Annotated in this window: 16 protein-coding genes and 1 pseudogene; 8 read left to right on the top strand and 9 right to left on the bottom strand. The window is 55.7% G+C overall.

Features of this window, described 5'->3' with window-relative positions:
* The 3 genes from modB to NA986_RS16725 form a co-directional block, all read right to left on the bottom strand.
* On the bottom strand, positions 1-690 hold the full coding sequence (modB, locus tag NA986_RS16735; protein ID WP_000604026.1) for a molybdate ABC transporter permease subunit: 690 nt from the start codon (positions 688-690) through the stop codon (positions 1-3).
* Positions 690-1,463: a molybdate ABC transporter substrate-binding protein gene (gene modA / locus NA986_RS16730; protein ID WP_023216715.1), complete on the bottom strand. Its 774-nt coding sequence runs from the start codon at positions 1,461-1,463 to the stop codon at positions 690-692. The genes modB and modA overlap by 1 nt, the downstream gene beginning before the upstream one ends.
* Positions 1,464-1,629: 166 nt before the next feature.
* Positions 1,630-1,779, bottom strand: coding sequence for an AcrZ family multidrug efflux pump-associated protein (locus tag NA986_RS16725; RefSeq protein WP_000891513.1), 150 nt, complete (start codon positions 1,777-1,779; stop codon positions 1,630-1,632).
* 128 nt (positions 1,780-1,907) lie between these two features.
* Here NA986_RS16725 and modE point away from each other — a divergent pair, with 128 nt between their 5' ends.
* The 8 genes from modE (at position 1,908) to gpmA (ending at position 10,774) form a co-directional block, all read left to right on the top strand.
* Positions 1,908-2,696: a molybdenum-dependent transcriptional regulator gene (gene modE / locus NA986_RS16720; RefSeq protein WP_001147416.1), complete on the top strand. Its 789-nt coding sequence runs from the start codon at positions 1,908-1,910 to the stop codon at positions 2,694-2,696.
* Between the two features lie 67 nt (positions 2,697-2,763).
* A complete protein-coding gene (gene modF, locus NA986_RS16715; RefSeq protein WP_001616901.1) occupies positions 2,764-4,239 on the top strand; it encodes a molybdate ABC transporter ATP-binding protein ModF in 1,476 nt (491 codons plus the stop codon).
* 170 nt (positions 4,240-4,409) lie between these two features.
* A complete protein-coding gene (locus NA986_RS16710) occupies positions 4,410-5,318 on the top strand; it encodes a DUF2167 domain-containing protein (protein ID WP_000885519.1) in 909 nt (302 codons plus the stop codon).
* 221 nt (positions 5,319-5,539) lie between these two features.
* On the top strand, positions 5,540-6,556 hold the full coding sequence (gene galE, locus NA986_RS16705; RefSeq protein WP_023216976.1) for a UDP-glucose 4-epimerase GalE: 1,017 nt from the start codon (positions 5,540-5,542) through the stop codon (positions 6,554-6,556).
* Between the two features lie 10 nt (positions 6,557-6,566).
* Positions 6,567-7,613, top strand: a complete 1,047-nt coding sequence (galT, locus tag NA986_RS16700; protein ID WP_000187473.1) for a galactose-1-phosphate uridylyltransferase — start codon at positions 6,567-6,569, stop codon at positions 7,611-7,613.
* A gap of 2 nt (positions 7,614-7,615) precedes the next feature.
* Positions 7,616-8,764 carry a galactokinase gene (gene galK / locus NA986_RS16695; protein WP_001049365.1) on the top strand — a complete coding sequence of 383 codons (1,149 nt, stop codon included), beginning with the start codon at positions 7,616-7,618 and terminating at the stop codon, positions 8,762-8,764.
* The gene (gene galM / locus NA986_RS16690; RefSeq protein WP_000931428.1) at positions 8,758-9,798 is read left to right on the top strand and encodes a galactose-1-epimerase; all 1,041 of its coding nucleotides are present in this window, start codon (positions 8,758-8,760) and stop codon (positions 9,796-9,798) included. The genes galK and galM overlap by 7 nt, the downstream gene beginning before the upstream one ends.
* A gap of 223 nt (positions 9,799-10,021) precedes the next feature.
* Positions 10,022-10,774, top strand: a complete 753-nt coding sequence (gene gpmA, locus NA986_RS16685; RefSeq protein ID WP_000301556.1) for a 2,3-diphosphoglycerate-dependent phosphoglycerate mutase — start codon at positions 10,022-10,024, stop codon at positions 10,772-10,774.
* Positions 10,775-10,779: 5 nt separating this feature from the next.
* Here the strand turns inward: gpmA and NA986_RS16680 are convergent.
* From NA986_RS16680 to NA986_RS16655, 6 genes and pseudogenes are all read right to left on the bottom strand, one after another.
* Positions 10,780-10,861: pseudogene (locus NA986_RS16680) on the bottom strand (hypothetical protein); the annotation flags it as partial.
* Positions 10,851-11,630: an ABC transporter ATP-binding protein gene (locus NA986_RS16675; protein ID WP_023216977.1), complete on the bottom strand. Its 780-nt coding sequence runs from the start codon at positions 11,628-11,630 to the stop codon at positions 10,851-10,853. The pseudogene NA986_RS16680 and the gene NA986_RS16675, both read right to left, overlap by 11 nt.
* Entirely contained in the window at positions 11,630-12,709 is a 1,080-nt protein-coding gene (locus NA986_RS16670; protein WP_024147233.1) for a FecCD family ABC transporter permease, read from the bottom strand. The genes NA986_RS16675 and NA986_RS16670 overlap by 1 nt, the downstream gene beginning before the upstream one ends.
* Before the next feature lie 379 nt (positions 12,710-13,088).
* Positions 13,089-13,787, bottom strand: coding sequence for a triphosphoribosyl-dephospho-CoA synthase (locus tag NA986_RS16665; RefSeq protein WP_070794042.1), 699 nt, complete (start codon positions 13,785-13,787; stop codon positions 13,089-13,091).
* Positions 13,788-13,905: 118 nt separating this feature from the next.
* Positions 13,906-15,207 (bottom strand): oxalacetate decarboxylase subunit beta, encoded by a 1,302-nt coding sequence (locus NA986_RS16660; protein WP_023216979.1) that lies wholly within the window; start codon positions 15,205-15,207, stop codon positions 13,906-13,908.
* Between the two features lie 12 nt (positions 15,208-15,219).
* A partial coding sequence (locus tag NA986_RS16655) for a biotin/lipoyl-containing protein (protein WP_439039726.1) occupies positions 15,220-15,897 on the bottom strand: 678 nt, incomplete at its 5' end.

Genomic DNA, 15,897 nt, shown 5'->3' with positions numbered 1-15,897 from the left:
TTAGCGCCCCGTCCGTTCACGGCTAATCCGCGCCAGCCATTCAGAAATCAACAGCGAAATCAGCGCTAATACAATCGAAATCACGCACAGCCTCGCCGCCGCGCTCTCCCCGCCCGGCGTCTGGATCAAGGTATACATGGCGGAAGGTATGGTGCGGGTTTCGCCCGGAATATTGGAAACAAAGGTAATGGTCGCGCCAAATTCGCCAAGCGAACGGGCAAACGCCAGCACCGTACCAACAATAATACCCGGCAGGGTAAGCGGTAAGGTGATAGTCAGAAAAACGCGCCAGCGCCCGGCGCCCAGCGTTCTGGCGGCCTGTTCAAGCTTGATATCCACCCCCTCCAGCGCCAGCCGAATGGCCCGCACCATCAGCGGGAAGGACATCACCGCCGCCGCCAGCACGGCGCCGCGCCAGCTAAAGGCAAACGTGAGACCGAACCAGTCATACAGCCACTGGCCAATAAACCCGCGTCGCCCCATCGACACCAGCAGCAGATAGCCGACCACCACCGGCGGCAGCACCAGCGGCAGATGCAGGACGCTATCAAGTAAGGCTTTGCCCGGAAACCGGCATCGCACCAGTAACCAGGCAAAAAAGATCCCAAACGGCAGGCTAAACAGCACGGCCAGGGAAGACACTTTCAGGCTAAGAAGGACAGCCTGCCATTCTGGATCGGTCAGTATCATTACTTCGTCGTAAATCCATAACGTTTAAAGATTGCCGAGGCCTGCGGTCCTTTCAGGTAATCATAGAACGCGCTGACGGTCGCATTTTTATGCCCCTCCACGATAGCGATGGGGTATTCCACTTTTTTATGTGAATCTTCCGGGAACGTCGCCACCACGTTGACCCCTTTGCTGGCGACCGCATCAGAACCGTATACAATGCCCAAAGGCGCTTCGTTACGTTCGACCAGCGCCAACGCGCCGCGTACATCCTCGCCCGGCGCCAGTTTCGGTTCAAGTGTTTGCCATGCGCCCAGCTTTTGCAGCGCTTCTTTGGCATAAATTCCCGCCGGTACGTGTTGCGGATCGCCCACTGCCAGACGTCCGCCGTTCAGCAGACGAATCCAGTCCGTTTTGTTGTCGATGGTAAACGGTTTCTGCTCGCTGGCTTTCGGCACCACCACCACCAGGCTATTGCCAAGCAATGTTTCGCGCGTCGTGGTATCCACCGCTTTTTTATCGGCTGCGTAATCCATCCATTTCTGGTCAGCAGAGATGAACAGATCCGCCGGCGCGCCCGCTTCTATCTGGCGCGCCAGCGTTGAAGAGGAGGCGAATGAGGAGACCACATCCACATTTTTCTCTTTTTTATATTCTGCCGCAATGTCTTGCATCGCGTTCGTTAGCGACGCGGCGGCGAATACGGTGATCTTGCCTTCATCCGCCAGCGCATGACCAGCGATGACGAAAGATAATGTCGCCCCTGCGACCAGGCGTAACCAGGAATGCGCCATCTGTAACTCCTTGTGCGTTTCGTTATGTAAACGACAATATAACGATAATCTCAGGGGTTTCCCAGCGGTTATTCATACCCATTAACGATTAAACACAGAAAATATCGGCAGGAAAAGCAGGATCTTGAGTAACAAAAACGCCCGACTGAGCGGGCGTTTGGGGAAATCAGCGGTTCTGTCTGGACTGGTCTTTCTGACCGATACCGGAAAAAATGTTGAACACCTCACCCAGACCGTAAATCAGACCGAGGATGATGGCCATCACTACCGGTACCATGATGACGGCGAATACCAGACTTTTTAATAACTCTAACATGGGCAACTCCAGATATAGTCCTTTTTGTATTTTAACCGCATCACACAGAAAAGCACTCCCCTTTTGTGCGGTCGGCTTTGCGCTGACGCGCTTTTCAGTCACAATAGTCTTTTTACCAGGAGCTGGTTATGCAGGCCGAAATCCTTCTTACCCTGAAACTTCAGCAAAAGCTTTTTGCCGATCCCCGACGTATCTCTCTGCTGAAACACATTGCGCTTTCCGGCTCGATTAGTCAGGGCGCGAAAGACGCGGGAATCAGCTATAAGAGCGCCTGGGATGCGATAAACGACATGAACCAGCTTAGCGAACATATGCTGGTTGAACGCGCAACGGGCGGCAAAGGCGGCGGCGGCGCGGTATTAACCCGCTATGGCCAGCGTCTGATCCAGCTTTACGATTTGCTGGGCCAAATTCAGCAAAAAGCGTTCGATGTGTTAAGCGACGATGACGCCCTGCCGCTTGACAGTCTGCTGGCCGCTATCTCCCGCTTTTCACTGCAAACCAGCGCCCGAAATCAGTGGTTCGGCACCATTACCGCCCGCGATCGCGATCAGGTGCAACAGCATGTCGACGTGCTGCTGGCCGACGGCAAAACGCGGCTCAAAGTCGCGCTGACGGCGCAAAGCGGCGAGCGTCTCGGCCTGGAGGAGGGAAAAGAAGTGCTGATCCTGCTAAAAGCGCCGTGGGTTGGCATTACCCGGGATGCAGCCGTTGCGCGCGCCGCTGACAATCAGTTGTCGGGAACGATCAGCCATATTGAGCGCGGCGCGGAACAGTGTGAAGTGTTGATGGCGCTACCGGACGGTCAGACGCTGTGCGCCACGATACCGACTGCGGATGCCGCCACGTTAAAGGAAGGCGATGACGTGATTGCCTGGTTTAATGCGGACAGAGTGATTATTGCAACGTTGTGCTAAGCACATTGACATCCGTTGCCGAAAGACGTATCCCTGTCATTCATCGCTGCAAAAAATGGGATGCAAAATGTCATCGTTGCAAATTTCGCAAGGCACGTTTCGTCTGAGCGATACAAAAACACTTCATCTGGATTCGCTGACGCTCAATGCGGGCGATAGCTGGGCATTCGTTGGGGCTAACGGGAGCGGGAAGTCGGCGCTCGCCCGCGCGCTGGCGGGTGAACTGCCGTTATTAACAGGCGAGCGCCAGTGTCGGTTTACCCGCATTACTCGTCTGTCCTTTGAACAATTGCAAAAGCTGGTCAGCGATGAGTGGCAACGTAATAACACCGATATGCTCAGTCCTGGCGAAGACGATACCGGGCGCACTACCGCGGAAATTATTCAGGATGATGTTCACCATCCTGCCCGCTGTGCGATGCTGGCGCAGCAGTTCGGCATTTCCGCTTTACTCAACAGGCGTTTTAAATACCTTTCTACCGGCGAGACGCGAAAAGCGCTGCTGTGTCAGGCGCTGATGTCTGAGCCGGAGTTATTAATCCTTGATGAACCGTTCGACGGACTTGACGTGACCGCCCGTCAACAACTGGCGCAACGCCTGACGGCGTTGAACCAGGCGGGTATGACCCTGGCGCTGGTACTCAACCGTTTTGATGAAATCCCGGACTTCGTGCAGTTTGCCGGCGTGCTTGCCGACTGTACGCTGGCGGAGACCGGAACGACGGCGGAGTTGCTGCAACGGGCGTTGGTTGCTCAACTCGCGCACAGCGAGCGTCTGACCGACGTACAATTACCCGAACCGGACGAACCTTCCGCCCGCCATGCGTTACCCGATGGCGAACCACGGATCGTACTTAACGATGGCGTAGTCTCGTATAACGATCGCCCTATCCTCCACCACCTAAGCTGGCGAGTCAATCCGGGCGAACACTGGCAGATCGTCGGTCCTAACGGAGCGGGTAAGTCTACGTTGCTTAGCCTTATTACTGGCGATCATCCGCAAGGCTACAGCAACGATCTTACGCTGTTCGGGCGGCGGCGAGGAAGCGGCGAAACAATCTGGGATATCAAAAAACATATCGGCTACGTCAGCAGCAGTTTACATCTGGATTACCGCGTCAGTACCACGGTACGCAATGTCATTCTCTCCGGCTATTTCGATTCTATCGGCATTTACCAAGCCGTTTCAGACAGGCAACGAAAACTGGCGCAACAGTGGCTGGATATTCTGGGAATCGATAAGCGTACGGCGGATGCCCCCTTCCACAGTCTCTCCTGGGGACAGCAGCGGCTGGCGCTGATCGTGCGCGCGCTGGTTAAACATCCGACAGTGTTGATTCTGGATGAGCCGCTGCAAGGGTTGGACCCGCTGAACCGCCAACTGGTACGCCGTTTTGTAGATGTATTAATTCGCCAGGGAGAGACCCAACTGCTGTTCGTTTCCCATCATGCAGAGGATGCGCCTGCCTGTATTACCCACCGGCTGGAATTTGTACCAGATGGCGAACGTTATAAGTACGTTTCCGGACGATGCAATAATTAAATGTATTATCAGAATGGCGCCGCGCGCCATTCTGGAACCACTCTCCTTTTATTAAGAATAATAATAACGGTCGATAAGCTTACTATCTCTTGAATCGCTGACCGCCTCATTGTCATAATAATCCTGAAATTTTCGACAATGATGTCGTATGTGAATATAAGGGATTCATTATGGCTTTTCGTTTTCCACAAATAATACTATTTTTACTGGCAGCCATGTTATTTTGCCCCGGCAGTTATGCTGAGCAAAAGCCGACCGCTGCGCAGGAAGCGCGTAAAACCGCCGTTGAGGTCGCTGTTGAAGGCATGAGTCGCGCCGCCGTTGCGGGTCCGACAAAGATTAGTTTAGGTGATAAAGCCACGCTTAATCTACCGGAAGGATTTACCTGGATACCCGCAAAAGAAGCGGCGGTATTTATGCGTGAAATTGGTAACTATGTTGACGATGAATATTTTTACGGTCTCGTATTTAAAAAGGAAATGAATGGATTTATTTCTATCGAATATGATGATTCTGGTTATGTAAAAGATGATGATGCAAAAAACTGGGATGCCGATGAATTAATGGATAACCTGCGCAAAGGCACAAAAGAAGCGAATAAAGATCGTATTGCAAAAGGCATTGAGCCGATAGAAATTATTGGCTGGATCGAGAAGCCTACCTACGATGCAACCAATCATCGTCTGATCTGGTCCGCCGCCATCCAGGATATCGGCACCAACGAACCACTGAATGAACAAGGCGTGAACTACAACACCTATCTGCTGGGACGTGAAGGCTATTTTTCTTTAAATCTGGTGACCGACAGAGGTTCTGTTGACCATGAAATCCCTCTGGCGAAAAGAATTCTCAGTTCCGTCAAGTTCAACGCTGGACAACGCTACGCTGACTTCAACGAATCAACGGACAAAATAGCGGAGTATGGGCTCGCCGCGCTGATTGGCGGTATCGCGGCCAAAAAAGTAGGTCTGCTTGCTATGCTCGGTATCGCGCTGCTTAAGTTCTGGAAAGTGACCGCCATCGGCGTCGTCGCTGTCGGGGCGCTCGCCAGGAAGCTACTCTCGCGTAAAAAAGACTGACAGCTCCTGCCCCGTCCGTTTCATTCCCAGGCGCGTAACGCGCCTTTTTTCGGATAAAAAGCAGAAGCATTCTCAAGCCAGATGATTTGTAATCATTTAATTGATACAAATGCGTAAAATCACCATTGTGTAAACGATTCCACTAATTTATTACATGTCACACTTTTCGCATCTTTGTTATGCTATGGTTATTCCATACCATAGGCTTAACGGAGCGAATTATGAGAGTATTGGTTACAGGTGGTAGCGGTTACATTGGAAGTCATACCTGCGTACAATTGCTGCAAAATGGTCATGACGTCGTCATCCTCGATAACCTCTGCAACAGCAAGCGCAGCGTGCTGCCCGTTATTGAACGTCTGGGCGGTAAGCACCCGACCTTTGTCGAAGGCGATATTCGCAACGAAGCGCTTATAACCGAAATTCTGCACGATCACGCGATTGATACCGTGATTCACTTTGCCGGCCTGAAAGCCGTCGGCGAATCGGTCGCCAGACCGCTGGAGTACTATGACAACAACGTCAACGGTACGCTGCGGTTGGTCAGCGCCATGCGTGCGGCCAACGTTAAAAACCTTATTTTTAGCTCCTCTGCCACCGTTTATGGCGATCAGCCCAAAATTCCTTACGTCGAAAGTTTTCCTACCGGCACGCCGCAAAGCCCCTACGGCAAAAGTAAATTGATGGTAGAACAGATCCTCACCGATCTGCAAAAATCCCAGCCGGAGTGGAGTATTGCGCTGCTGCGTTATTTCAACCCGGTCGGCGCGCACCCGTCGGGCGACATGGGAGAAGATCCGCAAGGTATTCCGAATAACCTGATGCCCTATATCGCCCAGGTCGCCGTGGGGCGTCGCGAATCGCTCGCCGTTTTCGGCAACGATTACCCGACCGAGGATGGCACCGGCGTGCGCGATTACATTCACGTTATGGACTTAGCCGACGGGCACGTCGTGGCGATGGAAAAACTGGCGGACAAATCCGGCGTACATATTTATAACCTCGGCGCGGGTGTCGGTAGTAGCGTCCTGGATGTGGTCAACGCCTTTAGTAAAGCCTGCGGTAAACCCATTAATTACCACTTCGCGCCGCGTCGCGACGGCGATCTCCCGGCGTATTGGGCGGATGCCAGCAAAGCCGATCGCGAGCTGAACTGGCGCGTCACCCGCACGCTTGACGAAATGGCGCAGGACACCTGGCACTGGCAGTCACGCCATCCGCAGGGATACCCAGATTAAGGACGTTGTTATGACCCCATTTAATCCCATCGATCATCCGCATCGCCGTTATAACCCGCTTACCGGCCAGTGGGTTCTGGTTTCGCCGCATCGCGCAAAACGCCCCTGGCAGGGGGCGCAGGAAACGCCGTCTCAGCAAATGCTGCCGGCCCACGATCCGGACTGCTTCCTGTGTGCGGGCAATACGCGTGTCACCGGCGATAAAAATCCCGATTACAAAGGGACTTACGTCTTTACTAACGATTTCGCGGCGCTGATGGCCGATACGCCGGATGCGCCGGACAGCCACGATCCGCTGATGCGCTGTCAGAGCGCGCGCGGCACCAGCCGCGTGATCTGCTTTTCTCCCGATCACAGTAAAACGCTGCCGGAGTTGAGCCTGCCCGCGCTGACGGAAATCGTCAGAACCTGGCAAACGCAGACCGCCGAGTTAGGCAAAACCTATCCGTGGGTGCAGGTCTTTGAAAATAAAGGCGCGGCGATGGGCTGTTCGAACCCGCATCCGCATGGACAGGTCTGGGCCAACAGCTTCCTGCCGAATGAGGCCGAACGCGAAGATCGTTTACAAAAAGCCTATTTCGCCGAACAGCGTTCGCCAATGCTGGTGGATTATGTCCAGCGGGAACTGGCGGACGGCAGCCGCACCGTGGTCGAAACCGAACACTGGCTGGCGGTGGTGCCTTACTGGGCGGCGTGGCCGTTCGAAACGCTACTGTTACCCAAAACGCATGTCCTGCGCATTACCGATTTAAGCGACGAGCAGCGCGACTCTCTGGCGCTGGCGTTGAAAAAGCTGACCAGTCGTTATGACAACCTGTTTCAGTGTTCCTTCCCCTACTCAATGGGCTGGCACGGCGCGCCGTTTAACGGTGAAGAAAACGCACACTGGCAGTTGCACGCGCACTTTTATCCGCCGCTGCTGCGCTCTGCGACCGTCCGTAAATTTATGGTCGGCTATGAAATGCTGGCGGAAACCCAGCGTGATTTAACCGCAGAACAAGCGGCTGAACGCCTGCGCGCGGTCAGCGACATCCATTTTCGCGAATCCGGAGTATAAAAATGAATCTGAAAGAGAAAACGCGCGCGCTGTTTGCTGAAATTTTCGGCTACCCTGCCACCCACACGATTCAGGCGCCAGGCCGCGTCAACCTGATCGGCGAGCACACTGATTACAATGATGGTTTCGTTCTGCCCTGCGCTATCGATTACCAGACCGTAATTAGCTGTGCGCCGCGCGACGATCGTACCGTACGGGTGATTGCCGCCGATTACGACAATCAGGTGGACGAATTTTCACTGGATGCGCCGATCGTGACCCACGATAGCCAGCAGTGGTCTAACTATGTGCGCGGCGTAGTGAAACACCTGCAACAGCGTAACAACGCGTTTGGCGGCGTGGATATGGTCATCAGCGGCAATGTGCCGCAGGGCGCCGGGTTAAGCTCCTCCGCCTCGCTGGAAGTGGCGGTGGGCACCGTCTTCCAGCAGCTTTATCACCTGCCGCTGGACGGCGCGCAAATTGCGCTCAACGGACAAGAGGCCGAGAACCAGTTTGTCGGCTGTAACTGCGGCATTATGGATCAGCTCATCTCTGCGCTCGGCAAAAAAGATCATGCGTTGCTGATTGATTGCCGTACGCTCGGCGCCAAAGCGGTTTCCATGCCGAAAGGTGTCGCCGTGGTGATCATCAACAGTAACTTTAAGCGCACGCTGGTGGGCAGCGAGTATAATACCCGCCGTGAACAGTGCGAAACCGGCGCCCGTTTCTTCCAGCAGCCGGCCCTGCGCGATGTCAGCCTTGAGGCGTTCAATGCCGTTGCCAGCGAACTGGACCCGGTAGTCGCAAAACGCGTTCGCCATGTATTGAGCGAAAATGCGCGCACCGTTGAAGCGGCAAGCGCGCTGGAGAAAGGTGATTTGCAACGTATGGGCCAACTGATGGCGGAGTCCCATGCCTCAATGCGCGATGATTTCGAAATTACCGTCCCGCAGATAGACACGCTGGTAGACATTGTCAAAGCGACCATCGGCGATCAAGGCGGCGTGCGCATGACCGGCGGCGGCTTCGGCGGCTGTGTTGTCGCGCTGATCCCGGAAGATCTGGTTCCCGCTGTTCGGCAGGCCGTTGCGCAACAGTACGAAGCGAAAACCGGAATCAAAGAAACCTTTTATGTATGCAAACCGTCACAAGGAGCAGGACAGTGCTAAATGAAACGCCCGCACTGGCCCCCGATGGTCAACCGTACCGCCTGCTAACCCTGCGCAACAGCGCAGGGATGGTGGTAACGCTGATGGACTGGGGAGCCACTCTTCTTTCCGCCCGTATTCCGCTGTCTGACGGCAGCGTTCGGGAAGCATTGCTGGGCTGCGCCAGCCCGGAACACTACCCTGAACAGACGTCATTCCTCGGCGCCTCTATTGGCCGTTACGCGAACCGTATCGCCAATAGCCGCTATACGTTTGCCGGCGAAACCGTACAGTTAAGCCCAAGCCAGGGCGAGAACCAGCTACACGGCGGACCGGAAGGCTTTGACAAGCGCCGCTGGCAAATTGTGAACCAGAACGATCGCCAGGTATTATTCGCGCTCACCTCTGATGACGGCGACCAGGGTTTTCCCGGCCATCTTTGCGCCACGGCGCAATATCGTCTGACCGATGACAATAGAATCTCCATCACCTACCGGGCAACGGTCGATAAACCCTGTCCGGTGAATTTGACCAACCACGTCTATTTTAATCTGGACGGCGATCGGACCGACGTGCGCCAACATAAGCTGCAAATTCTGGCGGATGAGTATCTGCCGGTAGATGAATCCGGTATTCCACGCCAGGGGCTAAAATCGGTAGCCAATACCTCGTTTGACTTCCGGATGCCAAAAGTCATTGCCAGCGAGTTTCTCGCCGATGACGATCAGCGCAAGGTTAAAGGCTACGATCATGCTTTCCTGCTACAGACGCAGGGTGATGGCAAAAAGCCGGCGGCCCGTCTGTGGTCACAGGATGGAAAGCTACAAATGATGGTTTACACCACCGCCCCGGCGCTACAGTTTTATTCCGGCAATTATCTGGCGGGTACACCTTCCCGCGGGCCGGAACCTTATGCCGACTGGCAAGGGCTGGCGCTGGAAAGCGAACTGCTGCCGGACAGTCCGAATCATCCTGAATGGCCGCAGCCTGACTGTATCCTTCGCCCTGGCGAGGAGTACGCCAGCCTGACCGAGTATCAGTTTATTCCGTTCTAACGATATGCCGCTACATGCCCGATGACGCAAGCTTATCGGGCCTACGCGCCATTGCCCTGCTCAAACCTCCACCACTTAAAGACAAAATCGCAACTCTGAGTTCACAAGAACCTTACACTGCGCCACTATTTTCGCTATGGTTATGCGTAAGCATTGCCGCCAACACCTCGCGGCAATATAATGAGAATTATTATCATTACATATGATTTATAGGAGTGAGAGTATGGCTGTAACTAAGCTGGTTCTGGTACGTCACGGTGAAAGTCAATGGAACAAAGAGAACCGTTTCACCGGCTGGTATGATGTTGACCTGTCTGAAAAAGGCGTAAGCGAAGCAAAAGCAGCGGGTAAACTGCTAAAAGAAGAAGGTTTCAGCTTTGATTTTGCCTACACTTCCGTACTGAAACGCGCTATCCATACGCTGTGGAACGTACTGGATGAACTGGATCAGGCGTGGCTACCGGTGGAAAAATCCTGGAAACTCAATGAACGTCACTATGGCGCGTTGCAGGGGCTGAATAAAGCGGAAACGGCAGAAAAATATGGTGACGAGCAGGTTAAGCAGTGGCGCCGCGGTTTTGCCGTGACGCCGCCGGAACTGACCAAAGATGATGAGCGTTATCCGGGTCACGATCCACGTTATGCCAAACTGAGCGAGAAAGAGCTGCCGTTGACCGAAAGTCTGGCGCTGACCATCGACCGCGTTATTCCTTACTGGAACGACACCATCCTGCCGCGTATGAAGAGCGGTGAGCGCGTGATCATCGCCGCTCACGGTAACTCATTGCGTGCGCTGGTGAAATACCTGGATAACATGAGTGAAGATGAGATTCTTGAGTTAAACATCCCGACCGGCGTGCCGCTGGTGTATGAGTTCGACGAAAACTTCAAGCCGCTCAAACATTACTATCTGGGCAACGCTGACGAAATCGCCGCGAAAGCGGCTGCCGTGGCGAATCAGGGTAAAGCGAAGTAATCACCTTTGCCGGATGGCGGTATAACTGCCTTATCCGGCCTACGAGCAATGGGTAGGCCGGATAAGCGCAGCGCCATCAGGCAACAGCGATCACGCCGTCCAGCACCACCTGCAATTTCCCCTGCGAACAGCGCTCCACGCGTCCTCGTACCCGGTACACTTCAGCCAGACGCTCCGCAGTAATCACCGTCTCCGGCGCGCCGCTGGCGACCAGCCTGCCGTCTTTTAGCATCAGGACATGGTCACCATGACGCAGTGCAACATTAATGTCATGCGCCACGACTATCGTTACCCTATTTTGCGCCTGGGTATCCCGACGCACGAGATCCATTACGTGAAACTGATAGTTTAAATCCAGCGCGCTGAGCGGCTCATCCAGCAACAGAAGTTCAGGGCGACGAATCAGTGATTGCGCCAGACCCACTAACTGCCGCTGACCGCCGGAAAGCTGGTCGAGATACTGCAACGCCAGATGCGTTATGCCCAATTGCTCAAGGATAGCCAGTATCTGCGATCTGCCCTGCGCATTGTCTCTGCCGCCTGATGCCCGTAGTACCACGATAATCGACTCCAGTACATGCAGATGTACACCCTGCGGTAATGACTGCGGCAAAAATACAACTTTCTGCGCCCGCTCGGCAAACGATAACGACATGAGATCTTCGCCATCAAGCAGCGCCTCGCCGTCGGCGTTATTCAGCCCGGCCAGCGAACGTAGTAACGTCGATTTACCACAGCCGTTCGGCCCCAGCAAAATGGTAATTTTCCCGCGCGGCAGTAAGGGAACGTTGAGATCTGCAATAACCGGCTGAGTGGAATAGCCGGCGCTAAATGAGCGGAGCATTAACCCGCGCATCAGAGACTCCCCCGATGTCGCAATACAATGCTTAAAAAGAACGGAACCCCGACCAGCGAGGTGACAATCCCCACCGGCACCATGACGCCCGGAATACTATTTTTCGCCGCAATAGAGGCCAGCGATAACACCAGCCCGCCTATCAGCACGCTGCCCGGAAGGTAGAAACGGTGATCTTCCCCCAAAAGTATTCGCGCAATGTGCGGTGCAACGAGACCAATAAAACCAATCGGCCCGACGAAAGCTACCGCCAGCGCTGATAACAAGCTGATACGCAACAATGACAGTAGGCGTAAACGGCGGACATGAACCCCAAAGCTCATCGCCCTCTCTTCGCCCAGACGTAATGCCGTGAGTTGCCAGGCGCTTCGTAACGCGCAAAAAAGCACAGCAATAAACACCACGGCCAGTACGCCCAATTTTTCCCACGACGCGCGGACCAGGCTCCCCATCGTCCAGAATACCAGCCCCTGCAGCGTATCTTCATCAGCCACAAACTGCATAATGGCGACCAACGCGTTAAAGGTGAATACCAGCGCAATACCGAACAACACCACTCCGGATGCGGCGACGCCTGTCCAACGGGTAATACCGTCCAGGAGTAACGCGGATAAAAGCGCAAAGATGAACGCATTGGCCGGGATAAACCAGGCGGCAGGAATACCGGGAATACCGATCCCCAACACAATCGCCAGCGCAGCGCCAAAAGCCGCCGCGGACGATACGCCGAGGGTAAACGGCGTCGCCAGCGGATTATTTAAAATGGTTTGCATTTCGGCGCCCGCTAACCCTAACGCCATGCCCACCAGTAGGGCCATCAGGGCATAGGGTAAGCGGATATCCCAGACAATAACGTGTATGCCCGCATTCACCTTTTCCGGCTGAAAAAGCGCCTGCCACAGCGCACTGAGCGGTAAACCAGAAGACCCACAGGTTACATTCACCATCAGTGAAGCCATCATCGCCAGCGCAATAGCTAACATGAGCACAGCCCGTTTTCGTATGATCTGGCGATAGCGCGGAATGACGGGCGTGGAAGCGAAACCGGGGGCTAAAAGTGATTTGTCCTGACAGGTCATGGTTCGGGCTACGTTATTAATCAGAGGAGAATTATAGCGCCGAATTATTTCGTTATATATTTATTTATATTTCGATTAATGACACGGTGGCCTATCTCACCGGTTTCCAATAAATATCCTCCGGCATAGCCCTGTCTCTTGATCAGATCTCCTGATCAAGAGACAGGGCCTGGCTGGGGGTTTTCCATAGACAAAAAAAGCGTGGAGCCATCCACGCTTGAGGCTGCTGACAACGTGTAACCAGGTGGCAATGTTCCAACCACGGACCTACAAAAAGTACGTAATCTGTTGATATTCTCGTTTCGTAAGTCAGGCAAAGCGCTAGCTGCCTCTCGCAGAAATGCCAACACCACAGATAATTGTCAGCAGTCCTCATTTTTCAGTCAGCAAATATCGGTCCGGCAGGGAATTTCGCCAGAAACCCGGTGACGGCCAGCAGCGACCACAGCCCGGGCCACTCAATCTGGCGCTCCCGCAGTTCATCATCCAGCGTCATAAGCGCAAACTCACCTTTATCGCCCAGCACGCCGCCCTGCCAGAGCAGCCGCTGCGCCTGCTGCCGCGCCCAGGGAGAATAGCTCTTCCAGGCCAGCAGGTGCAGCAGAGCCTGCTGCAGGCAGACACTGTGAGAATGTTGATCCCGCAACAGCCGCCGGTAAACCGGCAGCGATATGCTGCGCACGGTATAAAAACCGCTGCGGGTTTCGCTGTCAACATCTGCCATGCCAGCACAGAACTGACTGGCCAGGTCACATAAACGATTGTGCGTCAGCGGCTGGCGCAGGGCATCCAGACGACCTGCTGCGGCACACAGCAGCCCGCTCCTTTGCCGTTCTTGTGGCAGTGAATCAGGCAAAACCGCTACCGTTTCAGCCGCCCCGGCCTGCGCATGCTGTACGCCCGCGTCATAACAACGGACAAAGAAATCATGGCTGCCACGGACGATTGACGGGTGCGCCAGCAGATTCAGCGCCGGGTGCAGTTGTTCAAGCTCGTCCAGTGACGCCAGCGTATAATTGACAACCACATCTTTTGTCGACGCCCGGCCTTCCGGACGAAATGCTATGGTTTCATTCATCAAAGTCTCCTTATGGGACATTCCCGGAGGCGATGCTGCGCATCTGTCCGGGCTACAGATCCATGCAATCCGGTAGCCCGGACAGGCGCAACGCGCCGCCTCCGGGAAAGGAACAGATTTACATCGCCAGCACGTACTTCAGCATCACCCCGGCGGCTATCGCCGAGCCAATCACCCCCGCCACGTTCGGGCCCATCGCGTGCATCAGCAGGAAGTTCTGCGGGTCCGATTCCAGCCCCACTTTGTTCGATACGCGGGCTGCCATCGGCACCGCCGACACCCCGGCTGAACCTATCAGCGGGTTAATCGGATTCCTGTTGAACTTATTGAGCAGCTTCGCCATCAGCACCCCGGCCGCCGTGCCGATACCAAAGGCAACCACCCCCAGCAGCAGAATGCCCAGCGTCTGCGGCTGCAGGAACTTGTCCGCCACCAGCTTCGCGCCCACCGACAGCCCGAGGAAGATGGTCACGATATTAATCAGCCCGTTCTGCACCGTGTCGCTCAGACGCTCCACCACCCCGCTCTCGCGCATCAGGTTGCCGAAGCAGAACATCCCCAGCAGCGGCGCCGCGTCCGGCAGCAGCAGCGCCACCAGCAGCAACAGCACCGCCGGGAACAGGATCTTCTCCCGCTTGCTGACGGTGCGCAGCTGCACCATGCGGATTTTGCGCTCCGTCTCCGTGGTCAGCGCCTTCATAATCGGCGGCTGGATTAACGGCACCAGCGCCATATACGAGTACGCCGCCACCGCGATGGCCCCCAGCAGCTCCGGCGCCAGTTTGCCCGACAGATAAATCGCCGTCGGGCCGTCCGCGCCGCCGATAATGCCTATCGCCGCCGCCTGCGGCAGGGTGAAGGCAATCAGGCCGAAGTAATTCAGCGTCAGCGCCCCCAGCACGGTGGCGAAGATGCCGAACTGCGCCGCCGCGCCGAGCAGCAGGGTGCGCGGATTCGCCAGCAGCGGGCCGAAGTCGGTCATCGCGCCGACGCCCATGAAGATGACCAGCGGCGCGACACCGGAGCCAATCGCCACTTTATAGAACAGCGCCAGCACCCCCGGCGTATAGCCCATGTCCACCGCCAGGTTCTCCATCTGGCTCTGCACCGACGGCAGCGCCAGCGCTAATGCCTCTTTAATGGCGTGCACATCCGGCGCGCAGTTCAGCTTCGCGGCAATCACCGCCAGCTGCCCGGCGTCGTGATGGGCCAGCAGGCTCTCCAGCGCGGTCAGCGCCATGCCCGCTTCCGGGATATTGGAGAGCAGGCCGCCGAAGCCAATCGGCAGCAACAACAACGGCTCGAACTTCTTCGCAATCGCCAGCCACAGCAGCAGCAGGCTCACCAGCAGCATGATGGCCTGGCCTGCGCCAAGGTGCATCAGCCCCATGCCCTGAAGCAGGGCGTTCAGACTTTCCATCGATTCCGTTCCTTACGCCAGCGTCATCAGGGTGTCGCCGACGGAAACCGCGTCCCCGGACTTCACCGCGATACCGCGTACCGTCCCGGCCTGCGCGGCGCGGATTTCAGTTTCCATCTTCATGGCTTCCAGAATCAGCAGCACATCGCCTTCCGCCACGCTCTGGCCTTCGGTGGCAATCACCTTCCAGATATTGCCCGCCAGCGGCGCGGTGACCGGTGTGCCTGCGCCTGCCGGGGCGGCAGCCTGAACCGGTGCGGAAGAGGCCGCCGGAACAGCCGTAGTAAGCTGGCTGATATCGCCGCCGTCGCTGACCTTCACCACAAAGGCTTTGCCTTCCACTTCCACGGTGTAGATACCGGAGGCGGCAGGCTTCTCTGCTTTTGCCACCGGCTGCGCGGCTTCCGCCTGCGGTACCGGCTCAAACGCCGCCGGGTTATGGCGGTTCTCAAGGAATTTGAGGCCAATCTGCGGGAACAGCGCCACGGTGAGCACGTCGTCGATGGCGTTTCCCGCCAGAGTAATCCCCTTCTCCTGCGCCTGGCGCCTGACGTCCGCTTCCAGTTCAGCCAGCTCCGGCTTCAGCAGGTCTGCCGGGCGGCAGGTCACCGGAGCGCCCCCTTCCAGCACGCGGGCCTGTAACGCGGCGTTCACCGGCACCGGGGTGTGGCCGTATTCGCCTTTCAGAAT

This window comes from Salmonella sp. NW177, from assembly GCF_051811585.1.
Classification (GTDB): Bacteria; Pseudomonadota; Gammaproteobacteria; order Enterobacterales; family Enterobacteriaceae; genus Salmonella; species Salmonella enterica.
Note: the sequence above shows the minus strand (reverse complement) of the source record. Positions and strands in the feature narration are given on the sequence as shown.